This is a genomic window from Salinimicrobium gaetbulicola (assembly GCF_042676025.1).
Lineage (GTDB): Bacteria > Bacteroidota > Bacteroidia > Flavobacteriales > Flavobacteriaceae > Salinimicrobium > Salinimicrobium gaetbulicola.
In genome coordinates this window covers 493,920-509,611 of the sequence record NZ_JBHTJP010000032.1, presented here as the reverse complement: position 1 = coordinate 509,611, position 15,692 = coordinate 493,920, and the positions used below count along the sequence as shown (strand labels likewise).

At 40.8% G+C, this 15,692-nt stretch carries 15 protein-coding genes; 9 read left to right on the top strand and 6 right to left on the bottom strand.

The window, feature by feature from the left end; all coding sequences use genetic code 11:
- Window positions 1-71 precede the first annotated feature (71 nt).
- Together ACFQ1G_RS03735 and ACFQ1G_RS03730 are read right to left on the bottom strand one after the other, a co-directional pair.
- Window positions 72-1,064, bottom strand: a complete 993-nt coding sequence (locus ACFQ1G_RS03735) for a glycosyltransferase family 2 protein (RefSeq protein ID WP_380736930.1) — start codon at window positions 1,062-1,064, stop codon at window positions 72-74.
- Between the two features lie 71 nt (window positions 1,065-1,135).
- Window positions 1,136-1,579 (bottom strand): type I restriction enzyme HsdR N-terminal domain-containing protein, encoded by a 444-nt coding sequence (locus ACFQ1G_RS03730; RefSeq protein ID WP_380736929.1) that lies wholly within the window; start codon window positions 1,577-1,579, stop codon window positions 1,136-1,138.
- 69 nt (window positions 1,580-1,648) lie between these two features.
- Here ACFQ1G_RS03730 and holA point away from each other — a divergent pair, with 69 nt between their 5' ends.
- From holA to ACFQ1G_RS03700, 6 genes are read left to right on the top strand one after another with little or no spacing between them, the layout of a single operon-like run.
- Complete coding sequence (gene holA / locus ACFQ1G_RS03725; RefSeq protein ID WP_380736928.1) at window positions 1,649-2,653, top strand: DNA polymerase III subunit delta; 1,005 nt, start codon at window positions 1,649-1,651, stop codon at window positions 2,651-2,653.
- Window positions 2,654-2,655: 2 nt separating this feature from the next.
- Window positions 2,656-3,558, top strand: coding sequence for a 1,4-dihydroxy-2-naphthoate polyprenyltransferase (locus ACFQ1G_RS03720; RefSeq protein ID WP_380736927.1), 903 nt, complete (start codon window positions 2,656-2,658; stop codon window positions 3,556-3,558).
- 50 nt (window positions 3,559-3,608) lie between these two features.
- Complete coding sequence (locus tag ACFQ1G_RS03715) at window positions 3,609-4,289, top strand: metal-dependent hydrolase (protein WP_380736926.1); 681 nt, start codon at window positions 3,609-3,611, stop codon at window positions 4,287-4,289.
- Between the two features lie 27 nt (window positions 4,290-4,316).
- On the top strand, window positions 4,317-5,351 hold the full coding sequence (locus ACFQ1G_RS03710) for an o-succinylbenzoate synthase (protein ID WP_380738447.1): 1,035 nt from the start codon (window positions 4,317-4,319) through the stop codon (window positions 5,349-5,351).
- On the top strand, window positions 5,317-6,297 hold the full coding sequence (locus ACFQ1G_RS03705; protein ID WP_380736925.1) for a CPBP family intramembrane glutamic endopeptidase: 981 nt from the start codon (window positions 5,317-5,319) through the stop codon (window positions 6,295-6,297). Before ACFQ1G_RS03710 ends, ACFQ1G_RS03705 begins: the two co-directional genes overlap by 35 nt.
- A gap of 56 nt (window positions 6,298-6,353) precedes the next feature.
- On the top strand, window positions 6,354-7,451 hold the full coding sequence (locus ACFQ1G_RS03700; RefSeq protein WP_380736924.1) for an AMP-binding protein: 1,098 nt from the start codon (window positions 6,354-6,356) through the stop codon (window positions 7,449-7,451).
- A gap of 8 nt (window positions 7,452-7,459) precedes the next feature.
- Here the strand turns inward: ACFQ1G_RS03700 and ACFQ1G_RS03695 are convergent, their stop codons facing one another.
- From ACFQ1G_RS03695 to ACFQ1G_RS03685, 3 genes are all read right to left on the bottom strand, one after another.
- A complete protein-coding gene (locus ACFQ1G_RS03695) occupies window positions 7,460-7,882 on the bottom strand; it encodes a DoxX family protein (protein WP_380736923.1) in 423 nt (140 codons plus the stop codon).
- A gap of 95 nt (window positions 7,883-7,977) precedes the next feature.
- Window positions 7,978-9,609 (bottom strand): M1 family metallopeptidase, encoded by a 1,632-nt coding sequence (locus ACFQ1G_RS03690; RefSeq protein WP_380736922.1) that lies wholly within the window; start codon window positions 9,607-9,609, stop codon window positions 7,978-7,980.
- Window positions 9,610-9,646: 37 nt separating this feature from the next.
- Entirely contained in the window at window positions 9,647-11,275 is a 1,629-nt protein-coding gene (locus tag ACFQ1G_RS03685; RefSeq protein WP_380736921.1) for an acyl-CoA carboxylase subunit beta, read from the bottom strand.
- A gap of 252 nt (window positions 11,276-11,527) precedes the next feature.
- Here ACFQ1G_RS03685 and ACFQ1G_RS03680 point away from each other — a divergent pair, with 252 nt between their 5' ends.
- From ACFQ1G_RS03680 to ettA, 3 genes are all read left to right on the top strand, one after another.
- Window positions 11,528-11,701 carry a CAL67264 family membrane protein gene (locus ACFQ1G_RS03680; RefSeq protein WP_380736920.1) on the top strand — a complete coding sequence of 58 codons (174 nt, stop codon included), beginning with the start codon at window positions 11,528-11,530 and terminating at the stop codon, window positions 11,699-11,701.
- 145 nt (window positions 11,702-11,846) lie between these two features.
- Complete coding sequence (locus ACFQ1G_RS03675) at window positions 11,847-12,326, top strand: DinB family protein (protein ID WP_380736919.1); 480 nt, start codon at window positions 11,847-11,849, stop codon at window positions 12,324-12,326.
- A gap of 124 nt (window positions 12,327-12,450) precedes the next feature.
- Entirely contained in the window at window positions 12,451-14,142 is a 1,692-nt protein-coding gene (gene ettA, locus ACFQ1G_RS03670) for an energy-dependent translational throttle protein EttA (protein WP_380736918.1), read from the top strand.
- Window positions 14,143-14,394: 252 nt separating this feature from the next.
- Here the strand turns inward: ettA and ACFQ1G_RS03665 are convergent, their stop codons facing one another.
- Window positions 14,395-15,681: a DUF2254 domain-containing protein gene (locus tag ACFQ1G_RS03665; RefSeq protein WP_380736917.1), complete on the bottom strand. Its 1,287-nt coding sequence runs from the start codon at window positions 15,679-15,681 to the stop codon at window positions 14,395-14,397.
- Window positions 15,682-15,692 lie beyond the last annotated feature (11 nt).

Sequence of the window (15,692 nt, the reverse complement as noted above, 5' to 3'; positions counted from 1 at the left end):
TTGTTAAACGTTTCAAAAATACAAAAAGTTAGGGCTCTGCGAAATTATACTGATACTTTAAATAAAAACTTTCAGAGCTGACTAAACTTGGTTTTATGTATCAAATAATACGCCAATACAACGGTGGCACGGTGGAAATATTTCTTTTTTTGAGAATTATTTTTTCTTTTTCTCAAAATCCGACTGAAATTTGAATAAAAACTGAAGTGTCCTTGTAAAATAGCGACTGTATGTGAGGGTTTTAGCTCAAAAATAAATTTTAGTCCGGCAAGTCCGTCTAAAATGAGTCGGAAGAAAATTATTTTTAAAAAATCCGGTTTTGGAGCATTTTTTAGAACAGTATATAAACTGTTCCTGAAATTATAGTAGGTCTTCTTGGGGTTCATGGCATCTAAAGTGCCACCACCAAGGTGAAAAACCGAAGAAGTCCCAACAGCTTTTACTTTATATCCCAGGTTAAAAAGTCGCCAGCAAAGATCGATCTCTTCCTGGTGTGCGAAAAAATCTTCATCAAATCTTCCGGCCTCAATAAAGCAAGTCTTTCTAATGGCCAAGCAGGCACCGCTGGCCCAAAAGATCTCTACTGTGTCATCATACTGATCTTCATCTTTTTCAAGCGTATCAAAAATTCTTCCGCGGCAATAAGGATAACCCAGTTTATCGATAAAACCACCTGCGGCACCCGCGTATTCAAAGTGATCCTTTCTTTTATAATCCAGGATCTTCGGTTGCAAGGCAGCGACCCGGGGATCACTTTCAAATTCGGCAATCATGGGTGGCAACCAGTTTTGGGTAACTTCTACATCACTGTTCAATAATATGTAGATATCTTCCTCAAGCTCGGCCAGGGCATCATTATAACCTTTTGCGTAGCCTCCGTTCACCTTATTCTGAATGATCTTTACTTCGGGAAAATGAGATCTCACATAGTCTACCGAATTATCTTCAGAGGCATTATCGGCTATATAAATGGTGGCTTCGGGGGAATTTTGGACTACAGAGGGAAGAAACTGCTTCAGCAGTGCTTTTCCATTCCAGTTAAGTATGACTACGGCGATTTTCACAGTTGCAAATTAAAACAAAAATGTAGGAAAAAAGGAGATTTCCGAAGAGTATAATAGGAGGTATTGGTTTTTTAAGTCCATTCCGGAAGGTCTGCCAGGAAATGATATTTTTCAGCTTCATAATCCAGTTGGCAAAAGTAGTGTTGCAGACCATTGGTAACCATAAGATAGGTTGCCTTTAAAGCCAGGTTGTAACGAGCTATCTGGTCAAAAGTGTCCTGAGTAATGGGAACCGATGCCGCCTTGCATTCCACTATCAAATGGATGCTGCCATCGGGATTATAGGCAAGGATATCATATCTCTTAATGAGATCATGCACCTTCAGCTGCTTTTCAACATTCAGCAGGCTTTTAGGTAATTTTTTTTCCTGCAGTAGAAACTGTACGGTATGCTGGCGTACCCACTCTTCGGGAGTGAGAAGGACAAATTTTTTCCGAAGCTCATCAAAAACAGCTACTTTATTTTCGCTATTTTTGAGCCTGAATGTATAGTTGGGGAAATTCAGTGAATGCATGGCCAAAAATAGGATTTTTTCAATAAATTCCTGCCGCCGTTTCAACTCTGCATCAAAAACCTGATTTTAATGGATGAAGTAAATAGTATTATATCTGCCATTCAAAAGAGAGACATTAAACCTGTTTATTTTTTGATGGGAGAGGAGCCTTATTTTATAGATCAAATTGCCGATTATATTGAAGCAAACGTGTTGCAGGAAGACGAAAAAGGCTTTAATCAAATGGTGTTGTATGGGCGTGATGTGAGTATTGATGAGATCGTTGGGAACGCGAAACGGTTTCCCATGATGGCCGAAAAACAGGTCGTGATCGTCAAAGAGGCCCAGGATCTTTCAAGGACAATTGAACAGTTAACCGCCTATGTTGAGAATCCACAGCCATCTACCGTGCTGGTGGTTTGTTATAAATACAAGAAGCTAGATAAGAGAAAGAAACTTCATAAAGCTGTTGCAAAGACCGGGGTTATTTTTGAAAGTAAGCCCTTGTACGAAAATAAGGTAGCAGCATGGATCAATAAAAGCCTGCAGGGGAAAGGCTATCAAATAGCGCCAAAGGCTTCGCAAATGTTGGTGGAGTTCTTAGGAACTGACCTTGGTAAGATCGACAACGAACTTCAAAAGCTGCAATTAATCTGCCCGCAGGGAACTAATATCACCCCAGAGATCATTGAAGAAAATATTGGGATAAGTAAGGATTTCAATAATTTTGAGCTGCGAAAGGCAGTGGGAATGAAAGATGATCTTAAAGCTCATCGAATCATTAATTATTTTTCTCAAAACCCAAAGGACAATCCTATGGTTGTGACGGTATCATTATTGTTCAGTTTCTTTTCACAAATTCAACAGTATCACGCTTTGAGTGATAAGTCCAAGTCAAATGTGGCAAAGGTTCTGAAAGTGAATCCGTATTTTGTGAGCGATTATTCTACAGCGGCCGCAAATTACTCCATGAAAAAAGTAAGTCGGGCGATCTCTTATTTGCGGGATGCCGATGTAAAAAGTAAAGGAGTGGGAGCTGCAAACGTTCCGCAGGGTGATCTTTTAAAAGAATTGTTGGTAAAAGTAATGCGATAAAGATGAATAAATTTCAAAGTTGGATAAGTGCAGCGAGGATCAGGACCCTTCCTCTTTCTATTTCAGGAATCCTGGTTGGTAGCTCGATAGCTGTCGCCCAGGGGGAATTTCATGCTGTCATTTTCAGCCTGGCCCTGGCTACCACCTTAGGCCTTCAGGTACTTTCTAATTTCGCCAATGATTATGGAGATTTTGTAAAAGGCACCGATAATGAGGATCGCATTGGGCCAAAAAGGGCACTTCAAAGCGGCCTAATCACAAAAAAGGATATGTGGCTGGGAATGATACTCACCGGTGTGATTACCTTTTTGTTTGCACTTGCCTTAATTTATATAGCCTTTGGGCATAAAAGCATTTTTTACGCCCTGATCTTTTTTATCCTGGGATTGGCGGCGATCATGGCAGCGGTAAAGTATACGGTGGGAAATTCTGCATACGGATATAAAGGCCTGGGAGATCTATTTGTGTTTCTTTTCTTCGGAATTGTGGGTGTTTATGGATGTTACTTCCTGTACGCTTTGGAATGGGACTGGAAAGTGCTGTTTCCTTCCTTCACAATTGGTCTGCTAAGCGCAGGAGTTCTTAACCTGAATAATATGCGAGACCGGGAATCTGATGAAAAGGCCGGTAAGAATACCCTCGTTGTAAAAATAGGACCGCAAAAGGCGAAAAAATATCACTATATCTTAATTATTGCCGCTGTATTTTCAATGGTACTCTTTTCGGCATTTACCTTTACAGGAATTGAGGATCTCCTGTATTTTGTGGCTTTTATTCCAATTTTAAGACATTTGAACAGAGTGATGGAGAACACTACTCCCGGAAACCTTGATCCGGAACTTAAAAAACTCGCGCTTTCAACTTTTCTGTTAGCAGTTCTCTTCGGAATAGGGCAGATATTTTAGAGCAGTTGCTTCGGGAACTTTTTGTAATTTGTCTTTAAAACCAGAAAATCATGAAAATTACACATTACGGACACAGTACTTTTGGCATCGAAGTTCAGGGAATTCATTTATTGGTAGACCCTTTTATTACCGGAAATGAAAAACTGGAATCGAAATTCGATATTAATGAGCTTAAGGCAGATTATATTCTTTTGACACATGCGCATCAGGACCATACCCTGGATGCTGAAGCGGTCGCAAAGAATACCGGTGCAGTAATAGTAAGTAATTTTGAGATCACCACCCATTACGAAAACAAGGGTCTGGAAGTACATCCTATGAACCATGGTGGTACCTGGAGCTTTGAATTCGGAAATCTTAAATATGTGAACGCGATCCATAGCAGTTCTTTCCCTGATGGCAGCTTTGGCGGTCAACCGGGGGGATTTGTAATAGAAGGTGAACACAAGAATATCTATATTGCAGGTGATACCGCGCTGACTATGGATATGAAACTTATTCCCATGCAAACAAAACTGGATCTGGCAATCCTTCCAATTGGGGATAACTTTACGATGGGAATTGAAGACGCGATCATTGCCAGTGATTTTGTAGAATGCGATAAGATCCTGGGATGTCATTATGATACCTTTGGCTTCATTGAGATCGATCATGAAGAAGCAAAACGAAAATTCTACGAAAAAGGAAAAGACCTTATGCTTTTAGAGCCTGGAGAAAGCATCGAACTGTAATCCCTGTCCACTTTAATTTTATTTATGATCAAAGCCTCCTACAAGCGATACATTCTCAATTTCAAACGTCCCAGCGGAACATCCCGCGGAATACTTACCGAAAAAGAGACCTGGTTTCTCATTTTGGAGTACCAGGGAAAAAGAGGAATAGGAGAGTGCGGCATCCTGAGAACCTTGAGTTTTGATGACCGGCCAGATTATGAGGAAAAACTTAAATGGGTTTGTGCTAATATCAAATTAGGAAAAGATCGCCTTTGGGAAGAGCTTCGTGATTTTCCCAGCATACAATTTGGAGTGGAGATGGCTTTCAGGTCATTGGAATCAGATGATCCTTTTATGTTATACCCTTCGGAATTTACTTCCGGAAAAGATTCTATTCCCATAAACGGATTAGTGTGGATGGGAGAGGAAGCATTCATGAAGGAGCAGATCCTTCAAAAGATCGACCAGGGCTTCCGCTGTATAAAACTTAAAATAGGCGCGATAGATTTTGAAACTGAATTGAGTCTGCTACGTTTTATTCGAAAGGAATTCACTTCCGAAGAAATGGAGATAAGGGTTGATGCCAATGGCGCGTTTACACCTTCCGAAGCATTGACGAAATTAAATAGGCTTAGCGAGCTGGAATTGCACAGTATTGAACAGCCCATAAAGCAAGGCCAACCGGAAGCTATGGCTCAATTATGTGAGCAATCCCCCTTAGCTATTGCGCTTGATGAAGAATTGATTGGAGTTACTCATGTAACAAATAAACGTGATCTTATACAAATGATACAACCACAATATCTCATTTTTAAGCCCAGCCTTATTGGCGGATTTAGAGGTGCAAGTGAGTGGATTGACCTGGCAGAAGAATCTAATACCGGTTGGTGGATCACCAGTGCGCTGGAAAGTAATGTGGGACTCAATGGGATCTCACAATTTACTTATGCGCAGGACAATGATATGCCACAGGGACTTGGAACAGGAGGATTGTACACCAATAATTTTGAAGCTCCTTTAGAGGTCAGGCAAGGTAAATTGTGGTATGATATTAATAAAGAATGGAAATTTAACCTATAAGAAGATGTTTATACAACAGGCATACAAGGCAAAAACAGATTGGTGGAGGTATTTAATTGGAATTTTACTGGTATTTTTTGCCGTGATCGTTGGACAAATACCATTTGGTGTAGCGCTCTTCATGGAGCTTGGTTTTGACGTGATGGGTATGGATGAATCTCAAATGCTGTCTGTTCTCGAGCCAAACCTTTCGTTTTTCCTGCTATTGCTTACCTATGCCGCCGGCCTGGGAGGAATATTACTGGTCATAAGATATTTACACGAGCAACCAATTATAGAAGCCACCACAACCCGCAAAAAAATGGATTGGGGAAGATTCTTTTTTGGATTCAGCATTATTGGGATCTTTTTATTAGTCGCAACGGTTATCGACTATAACCTTAGGCCGGAAGAATTTGTCTGGAATTTCAAACCTGTGCCGTTCCTGATCCTCGCAGTAATCGCCATTGTCATGGTACCTTTACAGACCAGTTTTGAAGAATATATGTTCCGTGGGTATTTGATGCAAGGCCTGGGAATTCTCGCCAGAAACAGGTGGTTTCCTTTACTTATGACCTCTGTGATCTTTGGAAGTCTGCACCTGGCTAATCCCGAAGTTAAGCAAATGGGTTATATTATAATGATCTATTATATAGGTACGGGATTGTTGTTGGGGATCATGACCTTGATGGACGAGGGGATGGAGCTGGCATTGGGCTTTCATGCCGGAAATAACCTGATAGGCGCCCTTTTAGTGACCGCCGACTGGACCGCTTTTCAAACTCATTCTATTTTAAAGGATATCTCTGAGCCATCCGGAGGAATGGATATTGTTCTTCCTATTATCATTGTTTATCCCATCTTCTTGTTCCTGATGGCTAAAAAGTATAATTGGACAAACTGGAAAGAACGCCTTTTTGGAAGGGTACATCCACCCGAAACCTTAAATGTTTCAGAAGAAATTTAGATTTCTTGACCAAAATGCTAACTTTAAGTCTCAGAAGTTAAAGTTGGATTAAAGTTATGCAAAAAAATTTCCGTCTACCCGAAACGCATCCCGCTTTCAGGCTTAATAAGCTTTACTACACCAATGAAGAATTGGCTGCGGTGGCTTACAGCCTGATAAAGGAAGGAGAGCCGTATGAGGCGCAGGCCGGAAATTTTTTATTGGACTGGCTCAACGACAAGGATTATGTAGAGGTAAAAACTTCGGGTTCTACGGGCGCGCCAAAAACGATCAGGATCAAAAAGCAATTCATGATCAACAGCGCAAAGGCTACAGGTCGGTTCTTTGATCTTCCTGCGGGTACAACTGCCTTACATTGTTTGCCGGTCGATTTCATCGCCGGCAAGATGATGCTGGTAAGAGCCATTCTACTTGGCTGGGAGATCGATCTTAGATTGCCTAAAGCCAATCCTTTGGACCAGGTTTTTAAGATATATGATTTTTGTGCCATGACTCCATTTCAGCTGGACAATTCATTAAGCCGGCTGCATTTGATCAGGAAACTTATTGTTGGAGGAGGAGCTATTTCATCTACTCAAAAGAATCTGGTGCAGGGGCTTGCTACGGAAGTGTATGAAACTTACGGAATGACGGAAACGGTCACTCATATTGCTGCCAGAAGGGTTAACCCAAAAAAGATGAAATCAGATCCTATTCCTTTTACCGTGTTGCCCAATGTTTCAATTTCTACAGATGACAGGGATTGTTTGGTGATAAAGGCGCCTCAGCTTTCAGAAATAGAGATTGTGACCAATGATGTGGTGGAGTTGTTGACCAGCAAGACATTCATTTGGAAAGGACGCTATGACAATGTGATCAATTCCGGCGGCGTAAAATTACATCCTGAACAAATTGAGACAAAGCTCGAACCAATTATTCCCAGCAGATTTTTTGTCACCTCTCTTCCAGATCCATCGCTTGGGGAAAAACTGGTATTGATGGTGGAAAGTGACTTTTCTGAAGAGGCTTTACTTTCCCTTGAAAATGAGATCAAGACAAGTCGGAAATTAGGAAAATTCGAGATCCCCAAAAAGATCTATTTCGTAGAAAAATTTGAGGAAACCCCAAATGGTAAGATCCATAGAGGTAATACCTTGAAAAGCAGAATGGCCTGAACTATATTTTAGGTTTGCATCTTAAAATAGTAATCCAGCGAGTGTTTACCTGAACCGTAGTAAATGAAAAATGCGGTCAATAATAATGCTGCCAATGCGAGTAGAAAGTTCCCCACGAACATGGTTCCTGCAAAATTAATGACGATCGCTCCAATTAAAATGGGAAGCTGAGCGATCAAAGCCCAGCGGGTCAATAACCCGAATGCGATCAACAGTCCTCCCACCAGGTGCACTGGTGCAATATAATGAACGATGAGCATGGTGCCTCCAAAACCCGACAGCGGTGAGATCAATTCTGTCAACATATGGGTTTGGGAAATGAATTGTAATCCTTTAATGAAGAAGAAAACTCCCAGGGCTATCCTTACAAGGTCCAGCCAGTAATAAGTATGCGCATTGGCCCACTTATTCATTGATTTAATAGTTGCCATAGCTTTTAGTTTTAGAAACTATAAGTTACTGAAAATTAAATAAATAAATAATTTTCAGGACAATAAATCCTTTCTGGAGCATCTTGGAATACCGGTTAAAATCCAGTAAAACCTAAGTAGAATTCAGCTTCATTAACTTTGAAGTCTGTTTTTTCGGAAATCTTTTGAGGTAGTATTTTCCAGTCCTCGGTTGGGAAGAGGCGTTTCTCTTTTCCGTCTATGATCACATCTACGGGCATTTCGAAATTTGATACATCTGCTTTCCAGCGATATTCCAGTTGATTACCTTTTTTCCGGACCTGTAATTCAGGAAGATCAGGATGTCTTAAATATTGTTCAAAAACCGGTTTAAGATCTACCGTGGTAGCTGCATCAAAGAATTCTTCGGTTGTCTGCGAAGTAATGATCCTGTGACGATATGTTTCAGTATAATCTTTTAGAGTTTTCCACCATAATTTGTCATCATTATAGATGCTTCGGATGGTGTTCAATAGGTTGGCTCCCTTATAATACATGTCAGACGATCCTTCACTGTTCACACCGTAGGTCCCGATAAGAGGGGCGTAGTTTCCGATATTTTTGCGAATTCCCTTCAGGTACTCCAGGGCATCTTCTTTTCCCCAGCGGCATTCAATATAAACCGCTTCGGAATAAGTTGTGAAAGCTTCATGGATCCACATATCTGCGATGTCTGCTGCGGTAATGCTGTTTCCAAACCATTCATGTCCTGTTTCATGAATGATTATAAAATCCCATCTTAAACCTATTCCTGTACCGCTAAGATCGGTTCCCAGATAACCTTTTCGATATTTATTGCCGTAGGCCACAGCGCTTTGGTGTTCCATTCCCAGGTATGGAGTTTCAACCAGTTTGAAACCGTCTTCCTCGAATGGGTAAGCCCCGAACTTTTCATAAAAGCAATCCATCATGATCTTTACCTCTTCGAATTGTTTTTTTGCTTTTTCGAGGTTGTATGGCAAAACGTAATAATCGAGATCCAGGTCTTTGTAACGGTCGCTGAAATGGGTATAATTACCAATATTAACCACTATGTTATAGTTGTTGATCGGGTTTTCCACCTTCCAGGACCATTTTGTAAACCCATTCTGTAAATTTTCTCTACCTTCAAATCTTCCGTTAGAAACATTCATGAGTCCGTTTGGAACTGAAATTTCAATTAGAGCTTCTTCAGGTTCGTCACTTTGGTGATCCTTGTTCGGGTACCATAGGCTGGCGCCTGTTCCCTGGACAGCCACAGCTATCCATGGATTTCCTTCCTCATCTTCGCTAAAGACGAAACCACCGTCCCAGGGGGCATTTCTAGCAACTATTGGATTTCCCGAGTAGTAGAACTGCAAGGAGTCAACCTGATCTTGTTTAAGCTCAGGTTGCATTTTAACGAAGACCGCGTTAAATCGTCGGGTATAATCAAGATTTTCCCCTTTATAAATAATCGAATCTACCTGCATGTTTTCGAACAGGTCGATCTGCATGACCGGTAATTCAGCTTCCGTTTTAAAAGTAATGGTGTTCGAGCCTGATATAAATTTAGTGTCCGGTTCCACCTTTACGTCCAAATGATATTTGAGCACATCATAATTTCTTTCAGGTCGCAATGATCCCCGTAATGTGTCTGCTTCCGTAAAGGTCTTTTTGTGGCTTAAGACCTGTGCAGATACAGGAATTGATAGAACTATGAATAAAAGAAAGGAGGCGAAAAATCTCATTTTAGCGACTTAAAATTTTACTGAACCTAAATTCTGATCAGGTTTGGATCACTCCCAAATTAAAATCTTTTTCAATAGGAGCGTGGTTGGCTGCTTCGATTCCCGAAGAGATCCACTTTCGGGTGTCCAGCGGGTCGATCACGGCATCGGTCCAAAGATGAGCGGCCGCATAGTAGGCTGATGTTTGTTTATCATACCTGGCCTTGATAGTATCAAATACTTCTTTTTCCTTCTCGGCATCTACTTTCTGACCTTTCTTTTCCATGGAAGCGGTCTCAATTTGAGCGAGTACCTTTGCCGCCTGGGTTCCGCCCATTACAGCCAGCTCTGCGCTTGGCCATGCAAAGATCAATCGAGGGTCGTAAGCTTTTCCGCACATGGCATAATTCCCTGCTCCGTAAGAGTTTCCGATTACCACGGTAAACTTGGGAACAACCGAATTACTTACGGCATTTACCATTTTCGCACCGTCTTTAATAATGCCTCCATGCTCACTTTTACTGCCTACCATAAACCCGGTTACATCCTGAAGAAATACCAACGGGATCTTTTTCTGGTTACAGTTAGCAATAAATCTCGTGGCCTTATCTGCAGAATCTGAGTAGATCACCCCTCCAAACTGCATCTCTTTTTTGGCATTTTTAACGATCTTTCGCTGGTTGGCTACAATTCCCACTGCCCAGCCGTCAATTCGGGCGTAAGCGGTAATAATGGTCTGACCGTAACCTTCCTTGTATTCCTGAAATTCTGAATCATCTACCAGACGAGCAATGATATCGCGCATATCATACTGTTCATTACGGAGTTTTGGAAGAATTCCGTAGATGTCCTGAGGATCTTTTTTAGGTTTTTTAGGAGCTTTACGATTGTACCCGGCCTTGTCATAATCCCCGATCTTATCCATAAGTCCGCGAATGGTATCCAGCGCGTCCTTGTCATCTTTCGCTTTATAATCGGTAACCCCGCTTATCTCACTGTGGGTGGTAGCTCCACCTAAAGTTTCATTGTCAATAGATTCGCCAATGGCCGCTTTTACCAGGTAACTTCCTGCAAGGAAAATACTTCCGGTCTTATCTACAATAAGGGCTTCGTCACTCATAATAGGTAAATAAGCACCCCCGGCAACGCAACTTCCCATCACGGCAGAGATCTGGGTGATTCCCATGCTGCTCATAACGGCGTTATTTCTGAATATTCTTCCGAAGTGTTCTTTATCAGGGAAGATCTCGTCTTGCATAGGAAGGTAAACCCCTGCGGAATCTACCAGGTAAATGATCGGCAACCTGTTTTCAATGGCGATCTCCTGGGCTCTTAGGTTCTTTTTAGCGGTGATAGGAAACCAGGCGCCGGCCTTTACGGTCGCGTCATTAGCAACAATGATACATTGCTTTTCAGCGACCTTTCCAATCTTCACTACCACACCGCCACTTGGGCAACCGCCATGTTCTTCGTACATTCCGTCCCCGGCAAATGCGCCAATTTCTATAGCTTCGGAAGCATCGTCAAGCAAATAATCGATTCGCTCCCGGGCTGTCATCTTGCCTTTAGCATGATGTTTTTCGATCCTTTTTTCACCGCCTCCAAGTTTGACTTTTTTAAGCCGGGATTTTAGATCTGAAACTAACAATTTATTGTGGTCTTCGTTTTTATTAAATTGAATATCCATTGGTTTGGTCAATATATCTTTTGGTTCTTCGAAGTATCTCAAATACCCATTAAAATCACTGAATTTATAGGGTGGTCGCTAAAATACAAAAACCCGCGAACTAAAATTCTCTAATTAATTATTAAAAAATGCGACCTTTGTCATAGTTGTGTTTGTCACACTTCTTTATTTTTGCCCCCGGAAAATCGCTAACCTGCTTCAAAAGATTTTCCGTAACTTATATTAAATAACATAACACCTACCAAAATGGGAATGAATAAGAACGGAATATGCGGCTGGGCCTCCTTTTGTATGCTATTAATAGGGATCGCCCTGGTACTGCTGGGCGTTTTAAAATATAGAGAATACGCTATTGGCTTTTCAACAGTGGGAATAGGATTCTTTGTAATGTCCTGGGCATTCAATGCTTTAAAAGGGAGAGTTTAAAGTATAACATTTGAAATACTTCATTAAAAAAGGGATAAAGAACCAGTGTCTTTATCCTTTTTTTGTTTATCAAATCTAGCATTGCAGATAATATGGTCCATTACCCACAAATGAGTATTTTTAAGGTGATTAAATTACTTTTACTATGGGAACTTCTGGAAGTACAAAAGAGCAACTGGTTTCTCATCTTAGCGGTGGCCACGCTTTTATGCCGGTAGAAGAACTGCTCAAAAAAATAAGTTTTAAGGATGTTGGCAAGCGGCCCAAAGGTTTGCCTTATTCCTTTTATGAACAATTCTACCATTTAAAGTTTACCCAGCAAGACATTCTGAATTATTGCCGGAATAAAGATTATGAGGAGCATTCCTGGCCTGAAGATTACTGGCCAGATCATCAAGCTCCCAGTAATGAGAAAGAGTGGGAACATTTGAAATCTGATTTCTTTAAGGAAAGAGAGGCACTGGCAGCGCATGTTTTAGATCCTGAAAATGACCTTTCCGATCCTGTTCCTTCAAACGAAAAACATTCGATCTTCAGGGAGATAATGCTGGTTATAGAACACACAGCTTATCACACAGGTCAATTACTGATCATATTAAGGCTTTTGGGACTTCATTCTTCTTAAATTTTCAAGCATCTGAAGTGAATATCATTTCTAAAATTATGATATTTGCGAATATTAATTTTTTCAGGATTTAGAACGTAATGTTTTAAAATTCAGACTGAAACCAATTTTAAAAAACATTTTTATGGCAGATGATAAAAAAGTGATCTTTTCCATGTCTGGTCTTACCAAGACCTATCAAGGAGCTAACACTCCGGTTTTAAAGAACATTTATCTTAGTTTTTTCTACGGCGCGAAGATCGGGATTCTTGGTTTGAACGGATCAGGAAAATCTACGCTTCTACGTATTATTGCTGGGGAGGAAAAGAATTACCAGGGAGACGTGGTGTTCGCACCGGGATATTCTGTTGGTTACCTTGAGCAGGAACCAAAACTGGATGAAGATAAAACCGTTTTGGAGGTAGTGAAAGAAGGTGCTGCGGAAACTGTTGCCATTCTTGATGAATATAACAAGATAAATGACATGTTCGGGTTGCCGGAAGTCTATGAAGATCCAGATAAGATGCAGAAGCTTATGGATAAGCAGGCTGAGCTTCAGGATAAGATCGATGCCAGCAATGCGTGGGAACTCGATACCAAACTTGAGATCGCAATGGATGCCTTGCGTACGCCGGAACCAGACAAGAAGATCGGAGTGCTTTCCGGGGGAGAGCGCAGACGTGTAGCCCTATGTAGATTATTACTTCAGGAACCTGATGTATTATTGCTGGATGAGCCTACCAACCACCTCGATGCCGAATCGGTATTGTGGCTTGAGCATCATTTACAGCAGTATAAAGGAACAGTGATCGCTGTAACTCACGACCGTTACTTCCTGGATAATGTTGCAGGATGGATCCTGGAACTTGACAGAGGTGAAGGTATTCCATGGAAAGGAAACTACTCTTCCTGGTTAGATCAGAAATCTAAGCGTCTAGCCCAGGAGCAAAAACAAGCCAGTAAGCGTCAAAAAACGCTTGAACGTGAATTGGAGTGGTCTCGTATGGCACCGAAAGGGAGACAGGCTAAACAAAAGGCCCGTTTGAATAACTACGATAAGTTGATGAGCCAGGATCAAAAGCAAATGGACGAGAAACTGGAGATTTATATTCCTAATGGTCCACGTTTGGGAACAAATGTGATCGAGGCTAAAGGGGTGGCAAAAGCATACGGAGATAAGTTACTTTATGACGATCTCAACTTCAAATTACCACAGGCCGGGATCGTAGGGATCATTGGACCCAACGGAGCCGGTAAGACCACGATCTTCAAAATGATTATGGGAGAAGAGACACCAGATAAAGGAACTTTTGAGGTGGGAGATACCGCCAAGATCGCATATGTTGATCAAAGTCACTCTAACATAGATCCGGAAAAAACCATTTGGCAGAACTTTAGTGATGAGCAGGAACTTATCATGATGGGAGGGCGCCAGGTAAATTCCAGAGCCTATTTAAGCCGATTCAACTTCAGCGGAAGTGAGCAAAACAAAAAGGTAAGTATGCTTTCGGGAGGAGAAAGGAACCGTCTGCATTTAGCAATGACCCTTAAGGAAGAAGGGAACGTACTGCTTCTGGATGAGCCTACCAACGACCTTGATGTGAATACCCTTCGGGCTTTGGAAGAAGGACTTGAAAATTTTGCCGGATGTGGAGTGATCATTTCTCACGACCGTTGGTTCCTTGATCGTGTTTGTACACATATCTTGGCTTTTGAAGGTAACTCTGAAGTGTATTTCTTTGAAGGAAGTTTCTCTGAATATGAAGAGAATAAGAAAAAGAGACTTGGTGGAGATGTGACTCCAAAACGTATTAAATACAAGAAGTTGGTGAGGTAAACCTTTTTACTTCAACTAAATAATAATCCCTTAGTAGCTGAACCAGATTCAGTTACTAAGGGATATTTTGTTTCAGGTAGTAAGTACCATTTTTATCAAAATCAAAGACAAGAATGTTTAGCTGTGAAAGATTTTGTTTTTGAACTAGATGAGAAAAAATTTAAGCAAAACTGAAAAGCTGATTGCGAATAATAAAGTATTGTAACAGGTCAGTGTTAATGAGCAAATTAGAAGTGGAAGTTTTGTTTTTTTTTACAGCTCAAGCTTTTTTTTCAGGTGTTCCAGAATAGACAGATCTTTGCGGTTTTCCAGCATACTTTCAGCATCCTCGATCAGTCGCTCAGCTTCTTCTTTCAGACATTTGTGATAGTCTTCTTTCACAGCTTTTTGTGACTGCAGATAATAGAACATAATACACAGTTTTTGAACTACTACTATATCGTGTTTGCAATATGTGCGTATAGATGCCATCACGTTGTAAAGCAGTTCCTCAAAATTCACGGTTCTAACTTTGATGTATGCCTTATTTTCTTCGGAAATATAGCTTTCATCAGATTTTAGCATTCTCAGTTGAAAGAGTTCCGTGAGGTAATCAATCGCATTAAGAGCGGTGCCGGGATCATTGATCCCTGGTGACATGGCTTTTGCAATTACCTCTGTGATTTGTTTGAACGCCAGAACGTAGTTATCTGAAACCAGTTCGGCCCGTGAAAAGTGAATATATTTATGAATCTGTTTCAAAGATTCTTCATCCAGTTCTTTTTCAGATTTAAAAATTGGGATCCCCTGAAGAACAAAAATTCCTTTAACCGGAATTATCTCGATGAGCGTATCATTTTGCTTACAGAACTCAAGCAAATTTTCCTGAGAGAAATTTTGGAAGTAACCATTTTTTTCAGTCTCGTATTTATGCCAGTCTTTACTGTCGGGAAATGAAAACTTGGAGTTCTCTTTTTCTGATTCTAAAAGCCTTTCGAGGGTATTTCGTGCAGAGTTGAAGATCTTTTCGAGAATATAGGTGATCTGTATACTTTGGGAGATAGTATGTATAAAATATATGAAGGCATATATACATACTACTGTAAACAGGATACCCAATAAGACGGAAAACCCCGGCACCTGGTATTTGTCACCTGTAGGCTGAATTGAAAAGAGAATAAAAATGCAGTATAGAATACTGGATAGATAAATTCCAAGTATGAACTGATGTTTTCTGTCTGAAATCAAACCAGGTAAAAGCCTGGGGGAATAATTTGTTGACGCCTGATTTAGCAACACCATCACCATGGAAAAACTAAAAACCATCATAGAAATAAGTCCCGTTATACAGGCGCTTAAAATAGTAAGAGCGGTATCACCATTGTTAACCACCAGGATGGGTATGTTATCGATCAAATATCTCGAGACCCCCCTGTTCTCCATGTACATCATTATAAAGGCGAACAAAACACCCGACATGGCAAAAAGTGAGGGGTAAAAGGCGATCTTGCTTTTGATGTTCTGGTAAAAGGTGAAGAATCTGATATATAAAAATTTCATGAATGCAGGCT